Consider the following 17,528-nt stretch of genomic DNA (forward strand, 5'->3'; position numbering starts at 1 on the left):
TAATATAGCTGCCTCATAACCTCTTTTTTAATAATGTTAATTGATATTCAGTGTCTTATATTCAGAATTGATGTCTTTTAACGCAGTAATGTCACGTTCCCCTTTAATAACAGCGGCTCGTTATTGTCGCAAACGGCCTGCACATAGTACACGTACACATCGGGCACCAACAGCTGCCCGGCATGCCTGCCATCCCATCCAAAAGCAATATCGTCGATGTTGAAGTTTGCGCGCTCAAATACCAGCTCGCCCCAACGGTTAAAGATGCGGAAGGTGCGAACGGATTTCACACCGCGGCCGCGTACGTAAAACACGTCGTTCTGCCCGTCGCCGTTCGGTGAGAAGGAGTTAGGCAGGAAGGTAACGCTGTTTAAGCATTGCAGGCGGATCGCAATTTCCTCGGTGCTCGTACAGCCGTAGACGTTCGTGGCCAACACATTGTAAGTAATGTTTTCGCGTGGCGTGGCGGTCGGTTGCGGACAATCGTAACAATCGAGGTACTTCGCGGGTGACCACTTCCAGGTAATGACATCCGGACTGCTTTGTATGTTGAGCGGAACGACGGAGCCTGCCGGCACGGTGCGATCACCGCCAGTTACCAGTTTCGGCTTGGGGTTTACCGTTACGGTGGCCCAGGCAGTGTCGGTGAAACAGGCGTCCTCGCCATAACCAACCACGGCGTAACGGGTAGTTACGGTTGGGTTTACCAGCGGCGTAAGTACGTCGGTACGGTTAATGGTCGGTGACGGCAGCCACTGGTAACGGGTGGCATTGCCCGTAACGGCCAACTGCGTCACATTTCCTTCACAAATGGTCGCATCGCCGGTACGTATTTCATGCGGCTGCGTAACCGCAATGCGTACATTGTCTTCACTGAAACAACCAAACTGGTTCACGGCTACTACATGGTACAAGGTATCGGTAACCGGATCAACGATCGGTGTTTGACTGTTTACGTTGGAGATGCGGTAGTTCGTCCATGTAACCTGGCTTTCCGGTACGTTCGCGTTAAGCTGGATCGACTGGCCGCGACATACGGTAACGTTTTTCGGCGTGGCGGCCAGCGCTGGTTTCGGGTTTACGCGCAGGTTCATCACGCTGGTGTCAGAACAGGTGCCTTCCTGGTTTTTGATGATCAGTTTTATTTCGAACAGACCAGCTTCCGGGAAGTTCAGGCTCAGGCTTCTCAGGTTAGGATAATTTTTACCGCTATACTGCCAGTTCCACTCCGTATTAGGCAGGTTTTTCGCATCACTGCCGTTAAAGGTGATGGTGTCGCCAGGACAAATAGCTGTTCTCGAAGCAATATTGCCATTCGGTTTTTCATCTACCCGGATAGACGTTGTTGCACTGTCCACACAACCGATGGCGCTGGTCACTTTCAGTTTCACTTCATAAGTACCGAACTGCTCGTACCGGAACACCGCATTGGGCGTGGTGGCCACATCGTTCGTACGACCCGGCACCCCGAAGTCCCACTGGTAGCGGAAAGCCTGTCCGAGTAAATCTTTTGTAAGACCCGCACTCATGTCCGCCACACGCATTTCACCCGCGTCGCATATCACAGAAGGCGTAGCGGTAAATGATGCTTTCACCTGCTCGATCAGCACCGTGTCGGCCGGGCCCTGGGCAATTACCTGGCAACCCTGCGCATCTTCCAGTACCACGCGCGGGAAATACAATCCTTCCCGGGTGTAGCTGTGAGAACTGGCCGGAGTAGTGGTGGTTTGCACGGTACCGTCATCATAGTCCCAGATGTATTTTACTGCGTTAGCAGAGGTGGCGGAGAAGCTCACGGTCTGCGGTGCGCAACCTGTTTTATCAGTGATGGTGCGGGTTCCGCGCGGACCTTTGATCTCCACCTGCTGGCTGGTACTATCCACACAATTCCCTTCTGCATAAGCAAATAGTTTGATTGTGTAGGTGTCGGGCAGGGTGTATACGTGCGAAGCATTGGCGATCACAGAGCGGCTGCCATCCCCAAAGTCCCAGATCACGCGGTTGCTGCCGGTGCTTTCGTTGGTGAGTTGTACCAGAACGGGCGGACAATTAGCCAGGTTTGCCGGCAGGGTAAAGGCTGCCTTCGGATTCGGCACCAGGATATAGTCCGCTTCGGACTGTGTATCCGTACAACCGATCGCGTTAGTCACCGTGAGGGACACGTCGAACAAACCGGCAGTGTCGTAGCGTTTGCCCGGGTGTGCTTCGGTGGATGTGGTGCCATCGCCAAAGCTCCACAGGTAAGTGAGCGGGCCTCCCTGCGAACTGGTGCTGTTAAAGCCCATAGAAGAATTAAGACAAACCACTGATGCATTGCGGCCGATCACGGCTTTCACCCCGATTACGGATACTGCTTTAGCGATGGTGGTACTACAACCGGAAGCATCGGTCACGGTGAGTCGTACGTTATAGTTGCCCGCATTTGCAAACGCGTGCGCGATGCTGACTGGTTTGGTGGTGAAGGTGTCGGGCTTCGATCCGTCGCCATAATCGAATACCCACTGCGTAAGGGCGTTACCGTTGTTAGCGGCCGAATTGTCGCTGAAACGCTGCTCATCGCCTTTACAGTTCCTGCCGGTGTAAGTGAAATCGGCCTTTGGTCCGTTTACGGTGATAGTAAGCGGGGTGGAAGCGGTGCGGCAATTATTGCTGTCGAGTACCGTAAGTACTACGTTGTAAACGCCCGGCGTGCTGTAACGTTTGTTCCAGGTAAGATTACGCGTTTGAGTGCTGGTATTGTCGTTCCAGTTCCAGGAGAAGCTGGCGATGTTGCTGTCGTTGATGTTGCTGCGGGTAAAGGTGATCGTACCACCTGCACAGATCGTAGTCGCGTTGGCGCTGATCACCGGCTGCTCGTCGATTACGCGCACGCTGCCGGTAAAGGTGTGCTGACAGGTTCCATTGCTTACGGTGAGCGTTACGCGGTAGAATCCAGCGGCAGCGTAACGGTGCGCGGGAGACTGTTCGGTAGATGTTTGTCGGTCTCCAAAGTCCCAACTCCAGTTGCGGGTAGTAGGGGCATCGCCAAAATCAGAGTTGTCGGTGAACTGTACCAAAAACTTGTCTGTACAGCTGGTGGCCCTCGTAAACGAAGCGATAGGCGGCTGTATCGTGATGAAGTCTGTTTTGGTAAGCGATCGGATACAACCGTAGTTGTTGACGATCAGCGTTACGTCGTGCAGCCCCTCATTCCTGAACGTGTACAGTGGGTTTTCCTGCGAGCTGACCCCGTTATCTTCCGGGAATAGCCAACTCCAGCTGGTGCCCCTGGGGGTGGATTGATTGGTAAACTGTACCGGCGTAGCGGCACATGTTATTTTCGGATCTGCATCGAATTGTACTACCGGTATATTACCTGCCCTCACGGGGATGGAGCTGGAGTCTTTACAGCCACCGGCGAAGGTAATCACCACTTTCACGTTAAAGGACCCCTCGGTGGTGTAAGTATGGGCAGGAGTGGCTGCTGTCGATGTAGCGCCATCGCCAAAGTCCCATTGGTACCCCGTAACTGCACCGCCGTTCGTAATGTTGGCGCTGAGGGTCGTGTTGAAGGGTATACAGCCTTCAGGCGGTGCGGCGCTGAGTACGATCGTGGGCCGGCGCACGCGGATGTAAGCAGGTTTGGTGATAGAGTCCGCGCAGCCCTGTGCATTGGCTGCCCACAGCTTTACCGTGTAATCGCCTTCGGCATTGTAAGTATGCTCCGGATTCGCGGTGGTGCTGGTGGTGTTGTCACCGAACGTCCAGCGGTATTGTGTGCTGCCGGGTGCCAGCGCGTTGAATTGCGTCGTAAACGGCACGTTACAACCTGTAATAGGTGTAGCGGAAAAGTCCACCGCAGGTTTGGCGGCAATGGTAATTGTTTTGATCGTCGTTTGCGTACAGCCAGGCGTTCCGGATACGAGCGTTACCTGGTAGTTACCCGGTGCTGTAAAGACTTTACTGGCGTTAATGCCCGTTTGCGAGCTGCCATCCGGGAAGAACCAGGTAGCGACGGTAGGGGCGGGCGTGGTGGTATTGGTGAACTGCACCGCCGATCCCACACAGCTGTTGCTGAAGGTAAAATCGGCGACCGTACTGCGGATAACCACCAGGTTTGATTTGGTGACAACGGCTGCACAACCCTCAGAAGTCGTGGCGGTGAGTGTTACGGTATAGCTGCCCTCGCTTGTATAAGTGTGCGACGGATTTGCTAATGAACTGTTATTAGCGCTTCCAGCTGCCGCATCGCCAAAGTCCCAGTTGTAGGTAACACCGGCGGGGGCGCTGGAGGTAAAATTAACCGTCATAGGCGTGGTGCAACCGCTGGTCGGACTGGCGGTAAAGTCGGCTACCGGGGTGGATTGTACCTTAACCGGCGTAGGTAAAGTATAACCCGACGTACAGCCGAAACTGTTGGTTACAATGCTGCCTACTGTGTAGTTGCCCGGTAGTGTATACGTATGCGCAGGGTTGGCCGTTTCGCTAGTTACGCCATCTCCAAAGTCCCAAAGTACGCGGGCAATGGTGCCGGAGCCGGGAGTGGATTGGTCGGTGAAACTAACGGTGAGGGGGGTACAGCCGCTTAGGGGCGAAGTGGTGAAAACGGCCGTGGGGGCCTCGTATACGGTGATTGTTTTGGTAGCGGTTTTGACGATGTTGCCGGGGTAGGTAACGGTGAGGACTACGTTATACGTGCCTGCCACCGTGAATATCTTGGCGGGATCTTTTTCGGGAACGGCTGCGCCCAGCCCGAAGTTCCAGTTGTAACTGACTGCCCCGGGATCGGATAAATTGCTGAAGCTAACGGTTAGCGGTACACAACCTGAGAATTTATCTGCAGTAAAATCTACAGTTTGCCCTACAGTACGATGAGCGCATAGCACGATCATAGCCAGTAGTAATACTCGGTGTATATAGCGGTTCCGCAGCGTTTGCGGCTGCTGGTTTTCCATCGGTTAGGTTTCTCGAGTAGGTATATAGAATAATAATGCCAAGATAATGTTAATTGGTTGTTAAAGAACATATTATGGAAACAATTATCTGTATGCATTAACATACCGTTTTCAAACCCTGAAGCGATTTATGTGTTATTTGCCACAAGAATGGGACCCGCATGCCAGCGGAGGATGGGTCATGCAACTGAAACAATTTTTATGATGACGGATACACCTGCATTAAACAAAGAATATTGGAACCAGCGCTATAGAAACGGGGAAACAGAATGGGATATGGGCGAAGTATCGCCGCCACTGAAAGCCTACATAGATCAATGTTCCAACAAGCACCATCGTGTACTGATACCCGGTGGGGGTAACAGTTATGAAGCACGCTATTTGTGGGAAAACGGATTTAAGGATATAACGGTAGTGGATATATCGGGCGTGCTGATTACACGGCTGCGGAAGGAGTTTGAACAGACAGGCATCCGTTTCGTGGAAGGTGATTTTTTCAAACATGAAGGCGAGTATGACCTGATCATCGAACAAACGTTTTTCTGCGCCCTTGAACCGTCTATGCGCCAGGACTACGCCCGTCACATGCACGACCTGATGTGGGACGAGGGGCGTTTCGTAGGCCTCCTCTTCAATCGTGAGTTCGAGAAGGAGGGGCCGCCCTTCGGAGGTAACGTAAAGGTGTACCGCCGCCTGTTTGAGCAGTACTTCAACTTTAAAACCTTTGCTCCCTGTCATAACTCACATCCGGCAAGGAAGGGCAAAGAGCTGTTTTTCAATTTCCGTAAACAAGACGCACCCATCCTTAACAAATGGAATAAATAGCCGAAATTTGAGGGATGAATAGGTGTATTTTGATGATGGCTTTCGTGTGCCTGCGACTCTCCCTGCTGGCGCAAACCGTGGATGTAACCACGTTCGAAAAAGGAATGAAGGGAGAAGAGGTGCAACTGCTCGATGTGCGCACCGCCAAAGAATTTAATACTGGTCACCTGCAAGGTGCTTTGCAGGCCGATTTCAATAAAAAGCCCGAGTTCCAGGATCGCGTACAGTACCTGGACAAGTCCAGGCCCGTATACGTATACTGCCTGGCTGGCATCCGCAGCGCAGGAGCTGCCACCTGGCTGCGTGAGAACGGGTTTAAACAAGTGATCGAAATGGACGGCGGCATCAACGCATGGAAACAAGCCGGCAAACCACTCGACGGCGCTAATCCCGCGCCCCAGATGACGACCGCCGAATTTATCCGTGCAACCGCCAATGGCACTGTCCTCGTAGATGTAGGAGCCTCCTGGTGCCCTCCCTGCCGCAAGATGGAGCCGATCATCGCCGAACTCCAGGCTTCGAACTCTGTCAATTTCTCGCTTGTTAAAGTGGATGGCGGCAACGACACAGATGTCATGAAAAGTATCACCGCCACTACACTGCCCACCTTCATCATTTACAAAAACGGTCGCGAAACCTGGCGTAAAGCTGGCCCGGTAATGCTCGGTGAGTTGAAGGCCGCGCTGGCGCAGTAGCTGCCCCACGAACTTTCTTAGCAGCCCCGCTTGCGGGGCTTTTTTATTGGTTCTTCCTATTGGGTTAGAAAACGCACGTTCGTACGAGGGCTATCTCATCAGGTAGATGATGCGTCATGGATGCTATGCAACTACCAAGGTGCCAATGCTGACAATTTGATGCGGGATAAAACTTTAGCCCCGTTCCGCTGAACCTTTGCACGTTTAGTGCAGCGTATTTTAGTTATAGTCTAGTTCGCTTATGATGTTAGCCGCCATGGACGATGTTGTAAACCTTTATACGGATTAACAAATACGGGTGTAAACCTTAATCCGGACTATCTCACACGGGTGTAAACCTATTTTAGGACGTGACAGTCGTCTATATCGTCCGGGCATCCTTCGAGGCTCCTTCATACATCCTTCGTACATCCTTCGTACATCCTTCGTATATCCTTCGTATATCCTTCGTATATCCTTCGTATATCCTTCGTTCATCCTTCGTATATAAACCTAGGATGAACGAAGAATGAACCTAGAATTAACGAAGGATAAACCTAAGATATACGAAGGATCCTTAAAGGATGGTGCAAGGATGCAGCATGTTCCTATAGGAGAACGGGCATCGTTTTCGGCACTATTGCAGGGGGGAGGCGACGGCCGAAGCAGTCTCCGCCATTTGAAAACATAAGATGCCACCAGCCACGCCGGAGTGCGCGCTGCCGCTGAAGGGAGTGACACAACGGGGGCTTAGGAAAGGGCTGAAAGATGGCTAGAAAAGAAAAAGGCTGCCATCACCGGCAGCCTTCCCGAATCATTTGAATTTCTCCTCCGCATACCGCAGGAAATGGCGGAACTGGAGTGGTTCGCCGGTGACCTTTTCGCAAAGTTCGTTCGAGGTGTATTGGCGGCCGTACTGGTGAATGTTGCGGCGCAGCCAGTCGAGCAGGTTGGCGTACCGGCCGTTCGAGATTTCCTGGTCGAGGCCGGGAAGCTGTGTTTGAGCGGCATTGTACAATTGGGCGGCATAGAAGCTGCCCAGCGAATAAGTAGGGAAGTAGCCGAAGCTGCCGTGCGACCAGTGAATGTCCTGCAGCACGCCGCGAACGTCGTCGGGTACGTCTACGTGCAGGTATTGCTTATAATATTGGTTCCAGGTGTCGCGCAGGCCGTCGGTGCCGATGCTGCCGTCGATCAGGCCTTTTTCGATCTCGTAGCGGATCATCACATGGAAGTGATAAGTGAGTTCATCGGCCTCGGTGCGGATCAACGAAGGCTGCACGAGGTTGATGGCGCGATAGAAATCCTGCAATGGCACATTGCCCAGGTTTTCAGGGAACAGCGCTTGCAGGTCGGCGTAGTAATGTTGCCAGTAGCCCAAACTCCGGCCTACATTGTTTTCCCATAACCTGGACTGCGACTCGTGAATGCCCAGGCTGGCGGCTTCGCCGAGGGGCAGGCCGTATTCGCCGGTGGGTAATCCCTGCTCGTACAGGGCATGGCCGCCTTCGTGAATGCAGCTCCAGGTCATGTTGCCAAAGTCGTTCTCGTCGATGCGGGTGGTAACACGCACATCTTCCGGGTTGAAGCTGGTGGTGAACGGATGCTCCGAAATGTCCTGCCGGCCGGCGGCCATATCGTAACCCATATCCTTTAGCAGGCGGAGGCCGAATTGCCATTGTTTGTCTTTATCGTAATGTTTGTGCAGGAACTGTTTGTCCGGCAACGGCTGTGCGGCCACCTTCTCCAGCAGGGGAGAGAGGGAGCTGCGAACGTCGGCAAATACCGTGTCGAGCATCGTGGTGGTAGCGCCTCTTTCGTATTCGTTCAGCAGCGCGTTGTACGGGTGGCCGGTATAGCCCAGCAGCTCCGTTTCCTGGCGTTTCAGCAGGATCATCTTGTTCAGCGGCGTTTCAAAGGCCTCGTAGCTATTCAGCTTGCGGGCTTTGATCCAGGCGTGATAACAGGCGGAGGTGGTTTGCGACATCTCGGCCACGAAGGCTGCGGGGTATTTTTTGTTCTTATCGTAATCTTCGAGGGATAGGGCAATGTTTTTCTGTTTGCGCTCATCCAGGTCGGTGCGGGAGGCCAGTTCATGCAGGATGTTGCCCAGTTCCGCATTGGTGAACAGTTCGTGGGCAATGGTGCTGAGCGTGGTGATCTGTTGTCCGCGGAAGGCGGATCCTTTTTCGGGCAGGTATGTTTCCTGGTCCCAGCTTAACACGGCAATGGCGTTACGCACGTCGGCTACCTGTTCCATTTTGGTCTTATACTCGGCGTAAAGCTCGGCTGTGGCTTTTTTCACTAACATATGATCTGATTTTTTACGTAACGGTCAGAAATCCTTAATTTCAGCCCCGAAGGCATGAAGATAACAATTAAAGACATCCTGCGGGTGATAGAGGCTTACGCCCCACCCGCCTACCAGGAAAGCTACGATAACGCCGGCCTGCTCTTCGGGGATGCAAGCTGGGAAGTGACGAACGTACTGCTTACCCTCGATACCACTGAAGCGGTGATAGACGAGGCGATCGCCAATAACTGCAACCTGGTGATCGCGCATCACCCGATCGTATTCGGCGGGCTTAAAAAGATCAATGGAAAAAATTATGTGGAACGGGTGGCGATAAAAGCCATCAAACATGATATTGCCGTATATGCCGCGCATACCAACCTGGATAATGTGCACAACGGCGTAAGCGCCATGATGGCGGAACGACTGGGTTTAACAGGCAGCCGTGTATTGCAGCCAAAGAAGCAATTACTGCGTAAGCTGTACACCTTTGTACCGGTGGCCGACGCGGAAATCGTTCGTAACGGCCTGTTCATGGCCGGTGCCGGTCATATCGGCAATTACAGCGAGTGCAGTTTCGGGCAGGAGGGCACAGGCACCTTTAAGGGCGCGTCCGGTACGAATCCCTATGTGGGAGAGCCGGGCAGCCGGCACCAGGAGGCCGAGGTGAAGCTGGAAGTGATATTTCCCGCCCATCTGGAAGGGAAGGTGGTGGAAGCTTTGCTGAAGTGCCATCCTTACGAAGAGGTGGCCTACGATATTGTGGCGCTGGAGAATTACCACCCGCGGGTAGGCTCCGGGCTGACAGGCGACCTTCCGCAGGAGATGGACGAGATGGCCTTCCTGCAATTTGTGAAGGAACGTTTCGGAACGGGCTGCGTGCGGTATACGCCGTTAAGAGGCCGCCCGGTGAAGAAAGTGGCGGTATGCGGTGGTGCGGGTAGTTTCCTGTTAAAACATGCCATTGCAGCCGGTGCAGATGCATATGTATCGGCCGACTTTAAGTATCATGAGTTTTTTGATGCTGAAAATCAATTAGTTATTGCAGATATCGGACATTTTGAAAGCGAACAGTTCGCAGTCGAATTATTTTATCTTATATTGACTGAAAATTTCCGTAATTTTGCGCCTCTTAAATCAGTCATTCGAACAAACCCGGTAAATTATTTATAATACATGGCTACAGTTAAAGAATACTCTGTTGAGGAAAAATTGGTGTCTGTACTGAAGTTGCAGAAAATCGATTCCAAACTGGACGAAATCCAGATCCTGAAAGGGGAATTGCCTATCGAAGTAAAGGATTTGGAGGATGAGATCGAAGGACTTAACCACCGCCAGCACCATATCGAAGATGAGATCAGGGGCATCCAGGATTTCGTTAGCAACAAGAAAAACGCCATCAAGGACTCTGAAGCGCTCATCAAAAAATATGAGAAGCAACAGAACAACGTAAAAAACAGCCGCGAATTTGAGGCTATCAGCAAGGAGATCGAAATGCAGGCGCTGGAGATCAAATTGTCTGAAAAGCACATCAAAGACGCTACCGAAGAAATAAAAGACAAAAACCGCGTACTCGAAACTGCTAAAAAAGCAGTTTCTGATAAAGACCTGAACCTGAAACATAAAGCAGGTGAACTGGAAAAGATCATCGGTGAAACCGAGAAAGAGGAAACCGGTTTCCGCAAACTGAGCGAAGAAGCCCGCACGAAAGTGGAGCCTCGCCTGCTCGCTGCTTACGAAAAGATCCGTAACAACTACCGTAATGGTCTGGCTGTGGTTTCTATCGTACGTGATTCCTGCGGTGGATGCTTTAACGCCATTCCTCCTCAGCGCCAGGCAGAAATCCGCCAGCGTAAAAAGATCATCGTTTGCGAACATTGCGGCCGCGTACTGGTAGATAATGACCTGGACGCATCCGTGACGATCTAAGATCAATACTGGGTTATTATATAGCTGGAGAAAGGAAGGAGAGGGCAGTTACCTTTTCTTCCTTTCTCCTTTTTATTGCCCCCGAATCGTACTTTTGCGCCAAAACCGGTAACAGGGTATGTTATTTGCAGGAGATGTGCCGCCTTTATTAATCCTTCGTGACTTATGCGTGTTTTATTAGCAACGATCCTTTTGTTAAACTTATCCTTATCCCTTTCCGCCAGACAGAAGGTGTTTGATTTTAATCCCCGCTGCCAGCAGGCCTACGATGCCATCATGCAATTAAGACTGAACGTTGGACTGCAATTGCTGAATGAAGAAAAAAAAGACAACCCTGATAACCTCATTCCGTATTACCTCGATAACTACGCCGATTTCTTTCAACTGTTTTTCAACGAAGATCCCAACTTTTATTCCCAGCGGAAAAAGATGCGGGCAGAAAGATTGGAGCTGATGGCCGAAGGCCCCGGTGAATCGCCTTATTACCTGTACACACAGGCGGCCATCAAATTTCAGTGGGCATTGGTGAAAGTGAAGTTTGGCGAGCGTTGGGACGCCGTATGGGAAATACGTCGCGCCTACACGGCGTTTCGCGATAACCAGAAAAAATATCCGTCGTTCGTGCCGAATAACATGATGGTAGGTGCGCTGCAAACCGTGTTTGGTACCATACCGGAAGGCTATAAGTGGATCACGAACATACTCGGCTTACGCGGCAGTATTAAACAAGGCATGCAGAACGTGCAGCTGGCCGTGGATAGCAATTCGCCGTACGCGCAGCTGTTCCGCGAAGAATCCTACTTCTACTATTGTTACCTGAAACTTTTTATAGAAAACAAACCCGAACAGGTTTGGCAGCTGATCAACGAAAAAAAGCTGGACACCAAAAACAACTACCTGTATGCTTTGATGGTGGCACAGCTGTCGATGAACAATCAGAAGTCGCAGCAGGGGATTACCGCGCTAACAGAGCGTAACCGCAGCGCCGAATATGTAGACATTGCCTGGGAAAACTACCTGCTCGGCCAGTTAAAACTCAACCGCCTGGACGATGACGCCACCGCGTACCTCGAACGTTTCCTCGCCCGCTTCAAAGGCCGCTTCTTCGTGAAAGAAGCATTGCAGAAGTTAAGCTGGGGCTACTACATCAAAGGTAATCTCGATATGGCCAATAAGTATCGCGCACAAATTCTTACCCGTGGTGGTACGGATACCGATGCGGACAAGCAGGCGTTGAAAGAGGCGAAAGCCGGTACCTGGCCCAATCCATTGTTGCTGAGGGTGCGTTTGCTGAGTGATGGTGGTTTTTATTCCGAAGCATTAAAATTGTTGCAGGGCAAAAAAGCCGGTGACTTCTCCACTTCATCCGACCGGTTGGAGTATGCGTATCGCCTCGGCCGCATTTATGATGAAATGAATTACGATCAGAATGCGATCTCGATGTACGAGGTAACCGCGCGCCTGGGTGCAAACCGTACCGAATACTTCGCTGCGCGTTCCTGCCTGCAGCTCGGGTACATCTATGAAAAACGTGGCGACAAGGCCAATGCGCAGGTGTGGTTCCAGAAATGCCTCGATATGGAAGGGCACGACTATAAAAATTCGCTCGATCAGCGTGCTAAAGCCGGCATTCTTCGTCTTAGCGGTAATTAATATCCACAAATTTGGGCTTTGTAGATTTTTTAATTGAAATTTGATGGACTAAGAGAATGACGTTACTTCATCTATGTTGCACCGACTTATAGTTCAGAACTACGCAATTATCGAGAACCTGGAGATCGACTTCTCCGGCAACCTGAATGTGATTACCGGCGAAACCGGTGCGGGTAAATCTATCCTGCTCGGTGCGCTGTCGCTCATCCTGGGCGAAAGAGCCGATCCCGGCGTGTTGTTCGATAAAAACAACAAGTGTGTGATCGAGGGCATCTTCAAAGTAAAAAAATCGCAGGTACAACACTTCTTCGACCAGTATGAACTGGATATGGAAGATCAGCTGATCATCCGTCGCGAGATCAGTGCGGCCGGCAAATCGCGCGCTTTTGTAAACGATACGCCGGTAAACCTTTCCCAACTGAATGAATTGAGCCGCCTGCTTGTAGACCTGCACCAGCAGTTCGACACACTCGACCTTGGCCGTTCCGACTTCCAGCGCGAAGTAGTGGACGCACTGGCCGGTCAGCCCGAAGTATTGCAGCAATACGCGCAGCTGTTCTCAAAATACACCTCGCTGCAAAAGGAACTGAAAGACCTGGCAGCGCAGCGCGACAATGCGAACAAAGAATACGATTATAACAAGTTCCTGCTGGATGAACTGGAAGAAGCTGCGTTCACTGAAAACGAGCTGGAAACCCTGGACACCGAGCTGAAGGCGTTGAGCCATGCGGAGGAGATCAAAAATTCACTTTCCAAGGTTTACTACCAGCTGAAAGAGGACGAGCAGCCCGTACTACAGGTGCTGAAGCAAATGCAGTCATCCCTGCAGGCCTTGTCTGGCTTTCATAAGGAGATACCCGCCATCGCCGAACGTTTGCAGTCCAGCTACGTGGAGTTGCAGGACATAGCCGGCGAGGTAGAGCGCATCAACGACCAGCTGCAATACGACGGCAAACGTATGGAAGCGTTGAATGAGCGGCTGGCATTGGGTTACAGGCTGTTTAAAAAACATGCCGTCACATCCACCAATGAACTGATTGCTATTCACAAAGCCCTCAGCGAAAAACTGGAAAACGTGTTGAACCTCGACGAGCGTATTAACTGGCTCGAGAACGAGGGCAAACAATTACAGGCCCAGTTACAGCAAAAGGCGGAAGCCATCAGCAAACAACGTAAGGCGCAGCTGCCTGCGTTCGAACAGAAGGTGAACGCCCTGTTAGGACAGGTAGGTATGCCGAATGCCCGCCTGAAAGTAGAAATGACTGTCGTGCCCTTAAACACGTTTGGGTTAGATCATATCGAGTTCCTGTTCGATGCGAACAAAAGCAATCATTTTGCGCCGATCCGTAAGGTGGCTTCAGGTGGTGAGCTCAGCCGGTTGATGCTGTGTATCAAGTCGCTGGTGGCCCGTTCCGTAGCACTGCCCACCCTCATTTTCGATGAGATCGATACCGGTATTTCCGGCGAGGCGGCGCGACAGGTAGGGGTGATCATGAAAGAACTGGCCGGCGGTATACAGGTAATTTGTATCACCCACCAGCCGCAAATCGCCGGTAAGGCGGATGCGCATTACTTCGTTTACAAAACCGAAATGGGCGGTAAAGTGACTACCAGCGTGCGTTTGCTGGAGCAGGAGGAGCGTATTAACAAGATAGCGCAGATGCTCGGCGGCGAAAAGCCTACGGCGGCGGCATTAGAGAACGCACGGGAAATGGTGCTGAACTAGGAAAGGTGCCGGCTGTTTTGCAACGGCTAACGTATGAGAAATTTTTAGCTTTAGATATTCATTATTAACAACTATTTTTGCCAAAATTTAGAACTAAATGGCTCATAACTTATTACAAGGAAAAAAAGGTATCATCTTCGGCGCGCTGGACGCAAATTCCATTGCATGGAAAATTGCTGAGCGCTGTGTAGAACAGGGCGCGCAGATTGTGCTGACCAATGCTCCTATTGCCATGCGGATGGGTGAGATCAAGAAACTGGCTGAAGCCTGCAACGCGCCGATCATCCCGGCCGACGTGACCAGCAACGACGATATCAACAATCTCATCACCAAATCCATGGAGCATTTCGGCGGTAAGATCGATTTTATCCTTCACTCTGTAGGTATGAGCATGAACATCCGTAAAGGTCGCAACTACATGGACCTGGATTATGACTTCAACCACAAAACGAACGATATTTCTGCTACTTCCCTGCACCGTTTACTGCAAACCTGCTACAAGCTGGACGCACTGAACGAGTGGGGTTCTGTAGTGGCGCTTACTTACATCGCAGCGCAGCGTGTATTCCCTGACTATGGTGAAATGGCGGATGCTAAATCCCTGCTGGAGTCTATCGCCCGCAGCTTTGGCTACCACTATGGTAAGAAAAACAAAGTTCGCGTTAACACTATTTCACAGTCTCCAACCCGCACCACTGCTGGTAGCGGCGTAAAAGGCTTTGATGGTTTTATCTCTTACGCAGAAAAAATGAGCCCGCTGGGTAACGCTACTGCCGACCAGTGTGCAGATTATGCGGTTACCTTGTTCTCTGACCTGACCAAAATGGTAACGATGCAGAACCTGTTCCATGATGGTGGTTTCTCCTTCACCGGTGTATCCGCTGAGGTGATCGAGCAGATGGAAAAATAACATTACCGTAATACAGACTACGGGTAAAAAATAAAGCCGTTCCAGTTGGAACGGCTAATTTTTTCGGTAATGGCTACCGTTGGGGGCGGTAAACAACAAGTCGACCCTGAATTAATATTCGTCTTCGTTAAAGAAGAAGTCGTCCTGTGAGGGATAGTCGGACCAGATGTCTTCTATGCCTTCGTAAATTTCCCCTTCGTCCTCCAGTTCCTGCAAATTCTCGATCACTTCGATTGGTGCACCGGAACGGATGGCGTAGTCAATAAGTTCGTCCTTAGTAGCGGGCCATGGAGCGTCCTCCAGGTAAGATGCTAATTCGAGAGTCCAGTACATATAATAAATTTTACTTTCTCTAAATTTTCGCAAAAGTATTATTTAATTTGAAATAAACAACTTTATCTATTTTAATGGAGAAAATTGTTTTCTTTGGGTATGCTTACTGCTCGCAATCTGACCAAAAATTATTCCAACTTACAGGTGCTGAAAGGCGTTGACGTAACCGTCAATAAAGGAGAAATCGTGACTATTGTAGGCTCTTCGGGGGCGGGCAAAAGCACTTTATTACACTTACTGGGTACATTGGATACTCCTACTTCCGGTGAGGTATTCCTGCACCAGGAGAACATTACCCGCCTGAAGGGCAAAGCCCTGGCAGACTTCCGCAACCGTCACATAGGTTTTATTTTTCAGTTTCACCATTTACTTCCCGAGTTCTCGGCGATCGAGAACGTGTGCATTCCCGGGTATATAAGGGGCCATAAGAAGGCCGAAGTAAAAGAGCGGGCCATTTTCCTGCTGGAGACTTTGGGACTCAAGGATCGCCTGGATCACCGCCCTAACCAGCTTTCAGGTGGAGAGCAGCAGCGTGTGGCTGTAGCCAGGGCGTTGATCAACAACCCTGAGGTGGTGATGGCTGATGAACCTACCGGCAATCTGGACTCACATAACGCCCGCGAACTGCACCAGTTGTTTTTCAGCCTGCGCGACCAGTTCGGGCAAACATTCATCATCGTTACCCATAATGAAGAACTTGCTCCTCTAAGTGACCGGCAGCTGGTGATGAAGGATGGGAGGATCGTATAAGTAAAAAGCGGGGCAAACCACATGGTCTGCCCCGCTTCGTTATATATTGTCGGAAGTTAGCTTTTCAGGCATTCCTCCAGGCTATCCCTCCAGTACGGGATTTCCAATCCGAAAGTAGTACGGATCTTCTCTTTGTTTAACACACTGTACGCCGGCCTTGGGGCAGGAGCAGGGTATTGTTCGGAGGTAACCGGAGAGATGTTGCAGCTGGCGCCGCTGATATCGCGGATCGCTACGGCGAAGTCGAACCAGCTGGTTACGCCTTGATTGCTATAGTGATATACACCGCCGAAGTCCGTTCCCGGCGCTTCGAACACTTTTGTGAGGATGGAGAGCAGGGCAGCGGCCAGGTCGGGCGCATAAGTAGGCGTACCAGTTTGGTCTACCACTACGGTGAGCGCTGGTTTGTCCTGCATCAGCTGTTTGATCTTGTTGACGAAGTTAACGCCCTCTTTAGCATACACCCAGGAAGTGCGCACCACGATCGATTTCGGGTTCAGGTCCAGCGCGGCGGCTTCGCCTTTCAGTTTGGAGCTGCCGTATACGGTGCGTGGCCCGGTTTCGTCGGTTTCGCGGTAGGGACGGTTGTTAGCGCCATCGAATACGTAATCGGTGGAAATGTGCAGCAGCTGCGAATTGTGTTGCAGGCAGGCTTCGGAGAGGTACAGCACCGCCAGGAAGTTCTGGGCGAATGCATTGTCTTCGTCGCTTTCGGCTTTGTCAACGGCCGTGTAGGCGGCGCAGTTGATGCAGGCATCTGGCTGGTGTTCCGCAAAGTAGCGGTTAACGGCGTCCTGGTCCGCAATATCCAGCGTTTCGCGGTCTGCAAACAGGAACTCGAACCCGGCATATTGTGATGCGAGGCCCCTCAATGACTTCCCTAACTGGCCGTTAGCCCCGGTAACAAGTATCTTTTTCATGATAAACAGCGGATTATGGCTGGTAAACAAAATTATGAACGCAATTGGCCAGGGTAGGCAGCACCAGGTCTTTGTCAGATACCACGGCGTCTTTCAGGTCGAAGCCCCAGTCGATGTTAAGCGCAGGATCGTTGTAGATGATGCCGCCTTCGGAGGCTTTGTGGTAAAAGTTGTCGCATTTGTACATCACTTCAGCGGTTTCACTGAGAACAGAGTAGCCGTGCGCAAAGCCCTTCGGTACGAGCAGCTGCTTTTTATTTTCCGCACTCAGTTCGATAGCGAACGATTTGCCGTAGGTGGGCGACCCCTTGCGGATGTCTACTACCACATCGAGAATGCGGCCTTCCAGCGCGCGAACGAGTTTCGTTTGTGCGTACGGCTCCTGCTGGTAGTGCAGGCCACGTAATACACCGTAAGTGGAGCGGGCCTGGTTGTCCTGTACAAATTTGTACTCGGTGCCACACTCCGCAAAGGTGTTGGCATTATAGCTTTCGAAGAAATATCCCCTGCTGTCGGCAAACACTTTGGGTTCAAACACCAGCAGTCCGGGTAATCCTGTTTCCGTAAAAGGCATGTCTTAA

The 17,528-nt window shown here is 51.3% G+C and carries 13 protein-coding genes; 8 read left to right on the top strand and 5 right to left on the bottom strand.

Annotation, left to right across the window (positions count from 1 at the left end):
* Positions 1-77: 77 nt before the first annotated feature.
* Complete coding sequence (locus MKQ68_RS00495; protein ID WP_264281627.1) at positions 78-4,934, bottom strand: PKD domain-containing protein; 4,857 nt, start codon at positions 4,932-4,934, stop codon at positions 78-80.
* A 201-nt stretch (positions 4,935-5,135) separates the two neighbouring features.
* Between MKQ68_RS00495 and MKQ68_RS00500 the strand changes: the two genes are divergently transcribed.
* Positions 5,136-5,759, top strand: a complete 624-nt coding sequence (locus MKQ68_RS00500; protein WP_264281628.1) for a TPMT family class I SAM-dependent methyltransferase — start codon at positions 5,136-5,138, stop codon at positions 5,757-5,759.
* Between the two features lie 14 nt (positions 5,760-5,773).
* On the top strand, positions 5,774-6,454 hold the full coding sequence (locus MKQ68_RS00505; protein ID WP_264281629.1) for a rhodanese-like domain-containing protein: 681 nt from the start codon (positions 5,774-5,776) through the stop codon (positions 6,452-6,454).
* A 793-nt stretch (positions 6,455-7,247) separates the two neighbouring features.
* On the opposite strand, the gene MKQ68_RS00510 is transcribed toward MKQ68_RS00505, so the two are convergent.
* Complete coding sequence (locus tag MKQ68_RS00510; RefSeq protein ID WP_264281630.1) at positions 7,248-8,744, bottom strand: carboxypeptidase M32; 1,497 nt, start codon at positions 8,742-8,744, stop codon at positions 7,248-7,250.
* 54 nt (positions 8,745-8,798) lie between these two features.
* On the opposite strand from MKQ68_RS00510, the gene MKQ68_RS00515 reads away from it, so the two are divergent.
* From MKQ68_RS00515 to MKQ68_RS00535, 5 genes are all read left to right on the top strand, one after another.
* A complete protein-coding gene (locus MKQ68_RS00515; protein ID WP_264281631.1) occupies positions 8,799-9,899 on the top strand; it encodes a Nif3-like dinuclear metal center hexameric protein in 1,101 nt (366 codons plus the stop codon).
* Positions 9,900-9,902: 3 nt separating this feature from the next.
* Positions 9,903-10,655 carry a zinc ribbon domain-containing protein gene (locus MKQ68_RS00520; RefSeq protein WP_264281632.1) on the top strand — a complete coding sequence of 251 codons (753 nt, stop codon included), beginning with the start codon at positions 9,903-9,905 and terminating at the stop codon, positions 10,653-10,655.
* 165 nt (positions 10,656-10,820) lie between these two features.
* Positions 10,821-12,308 carry a tetratricopeptide repeat protein gene (locus tag MKQ68_RS00525; protein WP_264281633.1) on the top strand — a complete coding sequence of 496 codons (1,488 nt, stop codon included), beginning with the start codon at positions 10,821-10,823 and terminating at the stop codon, positions 12,306-12,308.
* 73 nt (positions 12,309-12,381) lie between these two features.
* The gene (gene recN / locus MKQ68_RS00530; RefSeq protein WP_264281634.1) at positions 12,382-14,034 is read left to right on the top strand and encodes a DNA repair protein RecN; all 1,653 of its coding nucleotides are present in this window, start codon (positions 12,382-12,384) and stop codon (positions 14,032-14,034) included.
* Positions 14,035-14,131: 97 nt separating this feature from the next.
* A complete protein-coding gene (locus MKQ68_RS00535; RefSeq protein WP_264281635.1) occupies positions 14,132-14,944 on the top strand; it encodes an enoyl-ACP reductase FabI in 813 nt (270 codons plus the stop codon).
* 111 nt (positions 14,945-15,055) lie between these two features.
* Here MKQ68_RS00535 and MKQ68_RS00540 read toward each other — a convergent pair whose 3' ends face one another.
* Positions 15,056-15,277 (bottom strand): DUF2795 domain-containing protein, encoded by a 222-nt coding sequence (locus tag MKQ68_RS00540; protein ID WP_012794455.1) that lies wholly within the window; start codon positions 15,275-15,277, stop codon positions 15,056-15,058.
* Between the two features lie 99 nt (positions 15,278-15,376).
* Between MKQ68_RS00540 and MKQ68_RS00545 the strand changes: the two genes are divergently transcribed.
* On the top strand, positions 15,377-16,027 hold the full coding sequence (locus tag MKQ68_RS00545; protein ID WP_264281636.1) for an ABC transporter ATP-binding protein: 651 nt from the start codon (positions 15,377-15,379) through the stop codon (positions 16,025-16,027).
* 56 nt (positions 16,028-16,083) lie between these two features.
* On the opposite strand, the gene rfbD is transcribed toward MKQ68_RS00545, so the two are convergent.
* Together rfbD and rfbC are read right to left on the bottom strand one after the other, a co-directional pair.
* A complete protein-coding gene (gene rfbD / locus MKQ68_RS00550; protein ID WP_264281637.1) occupies positions 16,084-16,947 on the bottom strand; it encodes a dTDP-4-dehydrorhamnose reductase in 864 nt (287 codons plus the stop codon).
* A 13-nt stretch (positions 16,948-16,960) separates the two neighbouring features.
* Positions 16,961-17,521, bottom strand: coding sequence for a dTDP-4-dehydrorhamnose 3,5-epimerase (gene rfbC / locus MKQ68_RS00555; RefSeq protein WP_264281638.1), 561 nt, complete (start codon positions 17,519-17,521; stop codon positions 16,961-16,963).
* Positions 17,522-17,528: the final 7 nt, after the last annotated feature.

This window comes from Chitinophaga horti (assembly GCF_022867795.2).
Lineage (GTDB): Bacteria > Bacteroidota > Bacteroidia > Chitinophagales > Chitinophagaceae > Chitinophaga > Chitinophaga horti.

Excerpts from the sequence above, each read along its gene's own strand:
- MKQ68_RS00495 (WP_264281627.1), bottom strand. The coding sequence starts at position 4,934 with ATGGAAAACCAGCAGCCGCAAACGCTGCGGAACCGCTATATACACCGA.
- MKQ68_RS00500 (WP_264281628.1), top strand. The coding sequence starts at position 5,136 with ATGATGACGGATACACCTGCATTAAACAAAGAATATTGGAACCAGCGC.
- MKQ68_RS00505 (WP_264281629.1), top strand. The coding sequence starts at position 5,774 with ATGAATAGGTGTATTTTGATGATGGCTTTCGTGTGCCTGCGACTCTCC.
- MKQ68_RS00510 (WP_264281630.1), bottom strand. The coding sequence starts at position 8,744 with ATGTTAGTGAAAAAAGCCACAGCCGAGCTTTACGCCGAGTATAAGACC.
- MKQ68_RS00515 (WP_264281631.1), top strand. The coding sequence starts at position 8,799 with ATGAAGATAACAATTAAAGACATCCTGCGGGTGATAGAGGCTTACGCC.
- MKQ68_RS00520 (WP_264281632.1), top strand. The coding sequence starts at position 9,903 with ATGGCTACAGTTAAAGAATACTCTGTTGAGGAAAAATTGGTGTCTGTA.
- MKQ68_RS00525 (WP_264281633.1), top strand. The coding sequence starts at position 10,821 with ATGCGTGTTTTATTAGCAACGATCCTTTTGTTAAACTTATCCTTATCC.
- recN (WP_264281634.1), top strand. The coding sequence starts at position 12,382 with ATGTTGCACCGACTTATAGTTCAGAACTACGCAATTATCGAGAACCTG.
- MKQ68_RS00535 (WP_264281635.1), top strand. The coding sequence starts at position 14,132 with ATGGCTCATAACTTATTACAAGGAAAAAAAGGTATCATCTTCGGCGCG.
- MKQ68_RS00540 (WP_012794455.1), bottom strand. The coding sequence starts at position 15,277 with ATGTACTGGACTCTCGAATTAGCATCTTACCTGGAGGACGCTCCATGG.
- MKQ68_RS00545 (WP_264281636.1), top strand. The coding sequence starts at position 15,377 with ATGCTTACTGCTCGCAATCTGACCAAAAATTATTCCAACTTACAGGTG.
- rfbD (WP_264281637.1), bottom strand. The coding sequence starts at position 16,947 with ATGAAAAAGATACTTGTTACCGGGGCTAACGGCCAGTTAGGGAAGTCA.
- rfbC (WP_264281638.1), bottom strand. The coding sequence starts at position 17,521 with ATGCCTTTTACGGAAACAGGATTACCCGGACTGCTGGTGTTTGAACCC.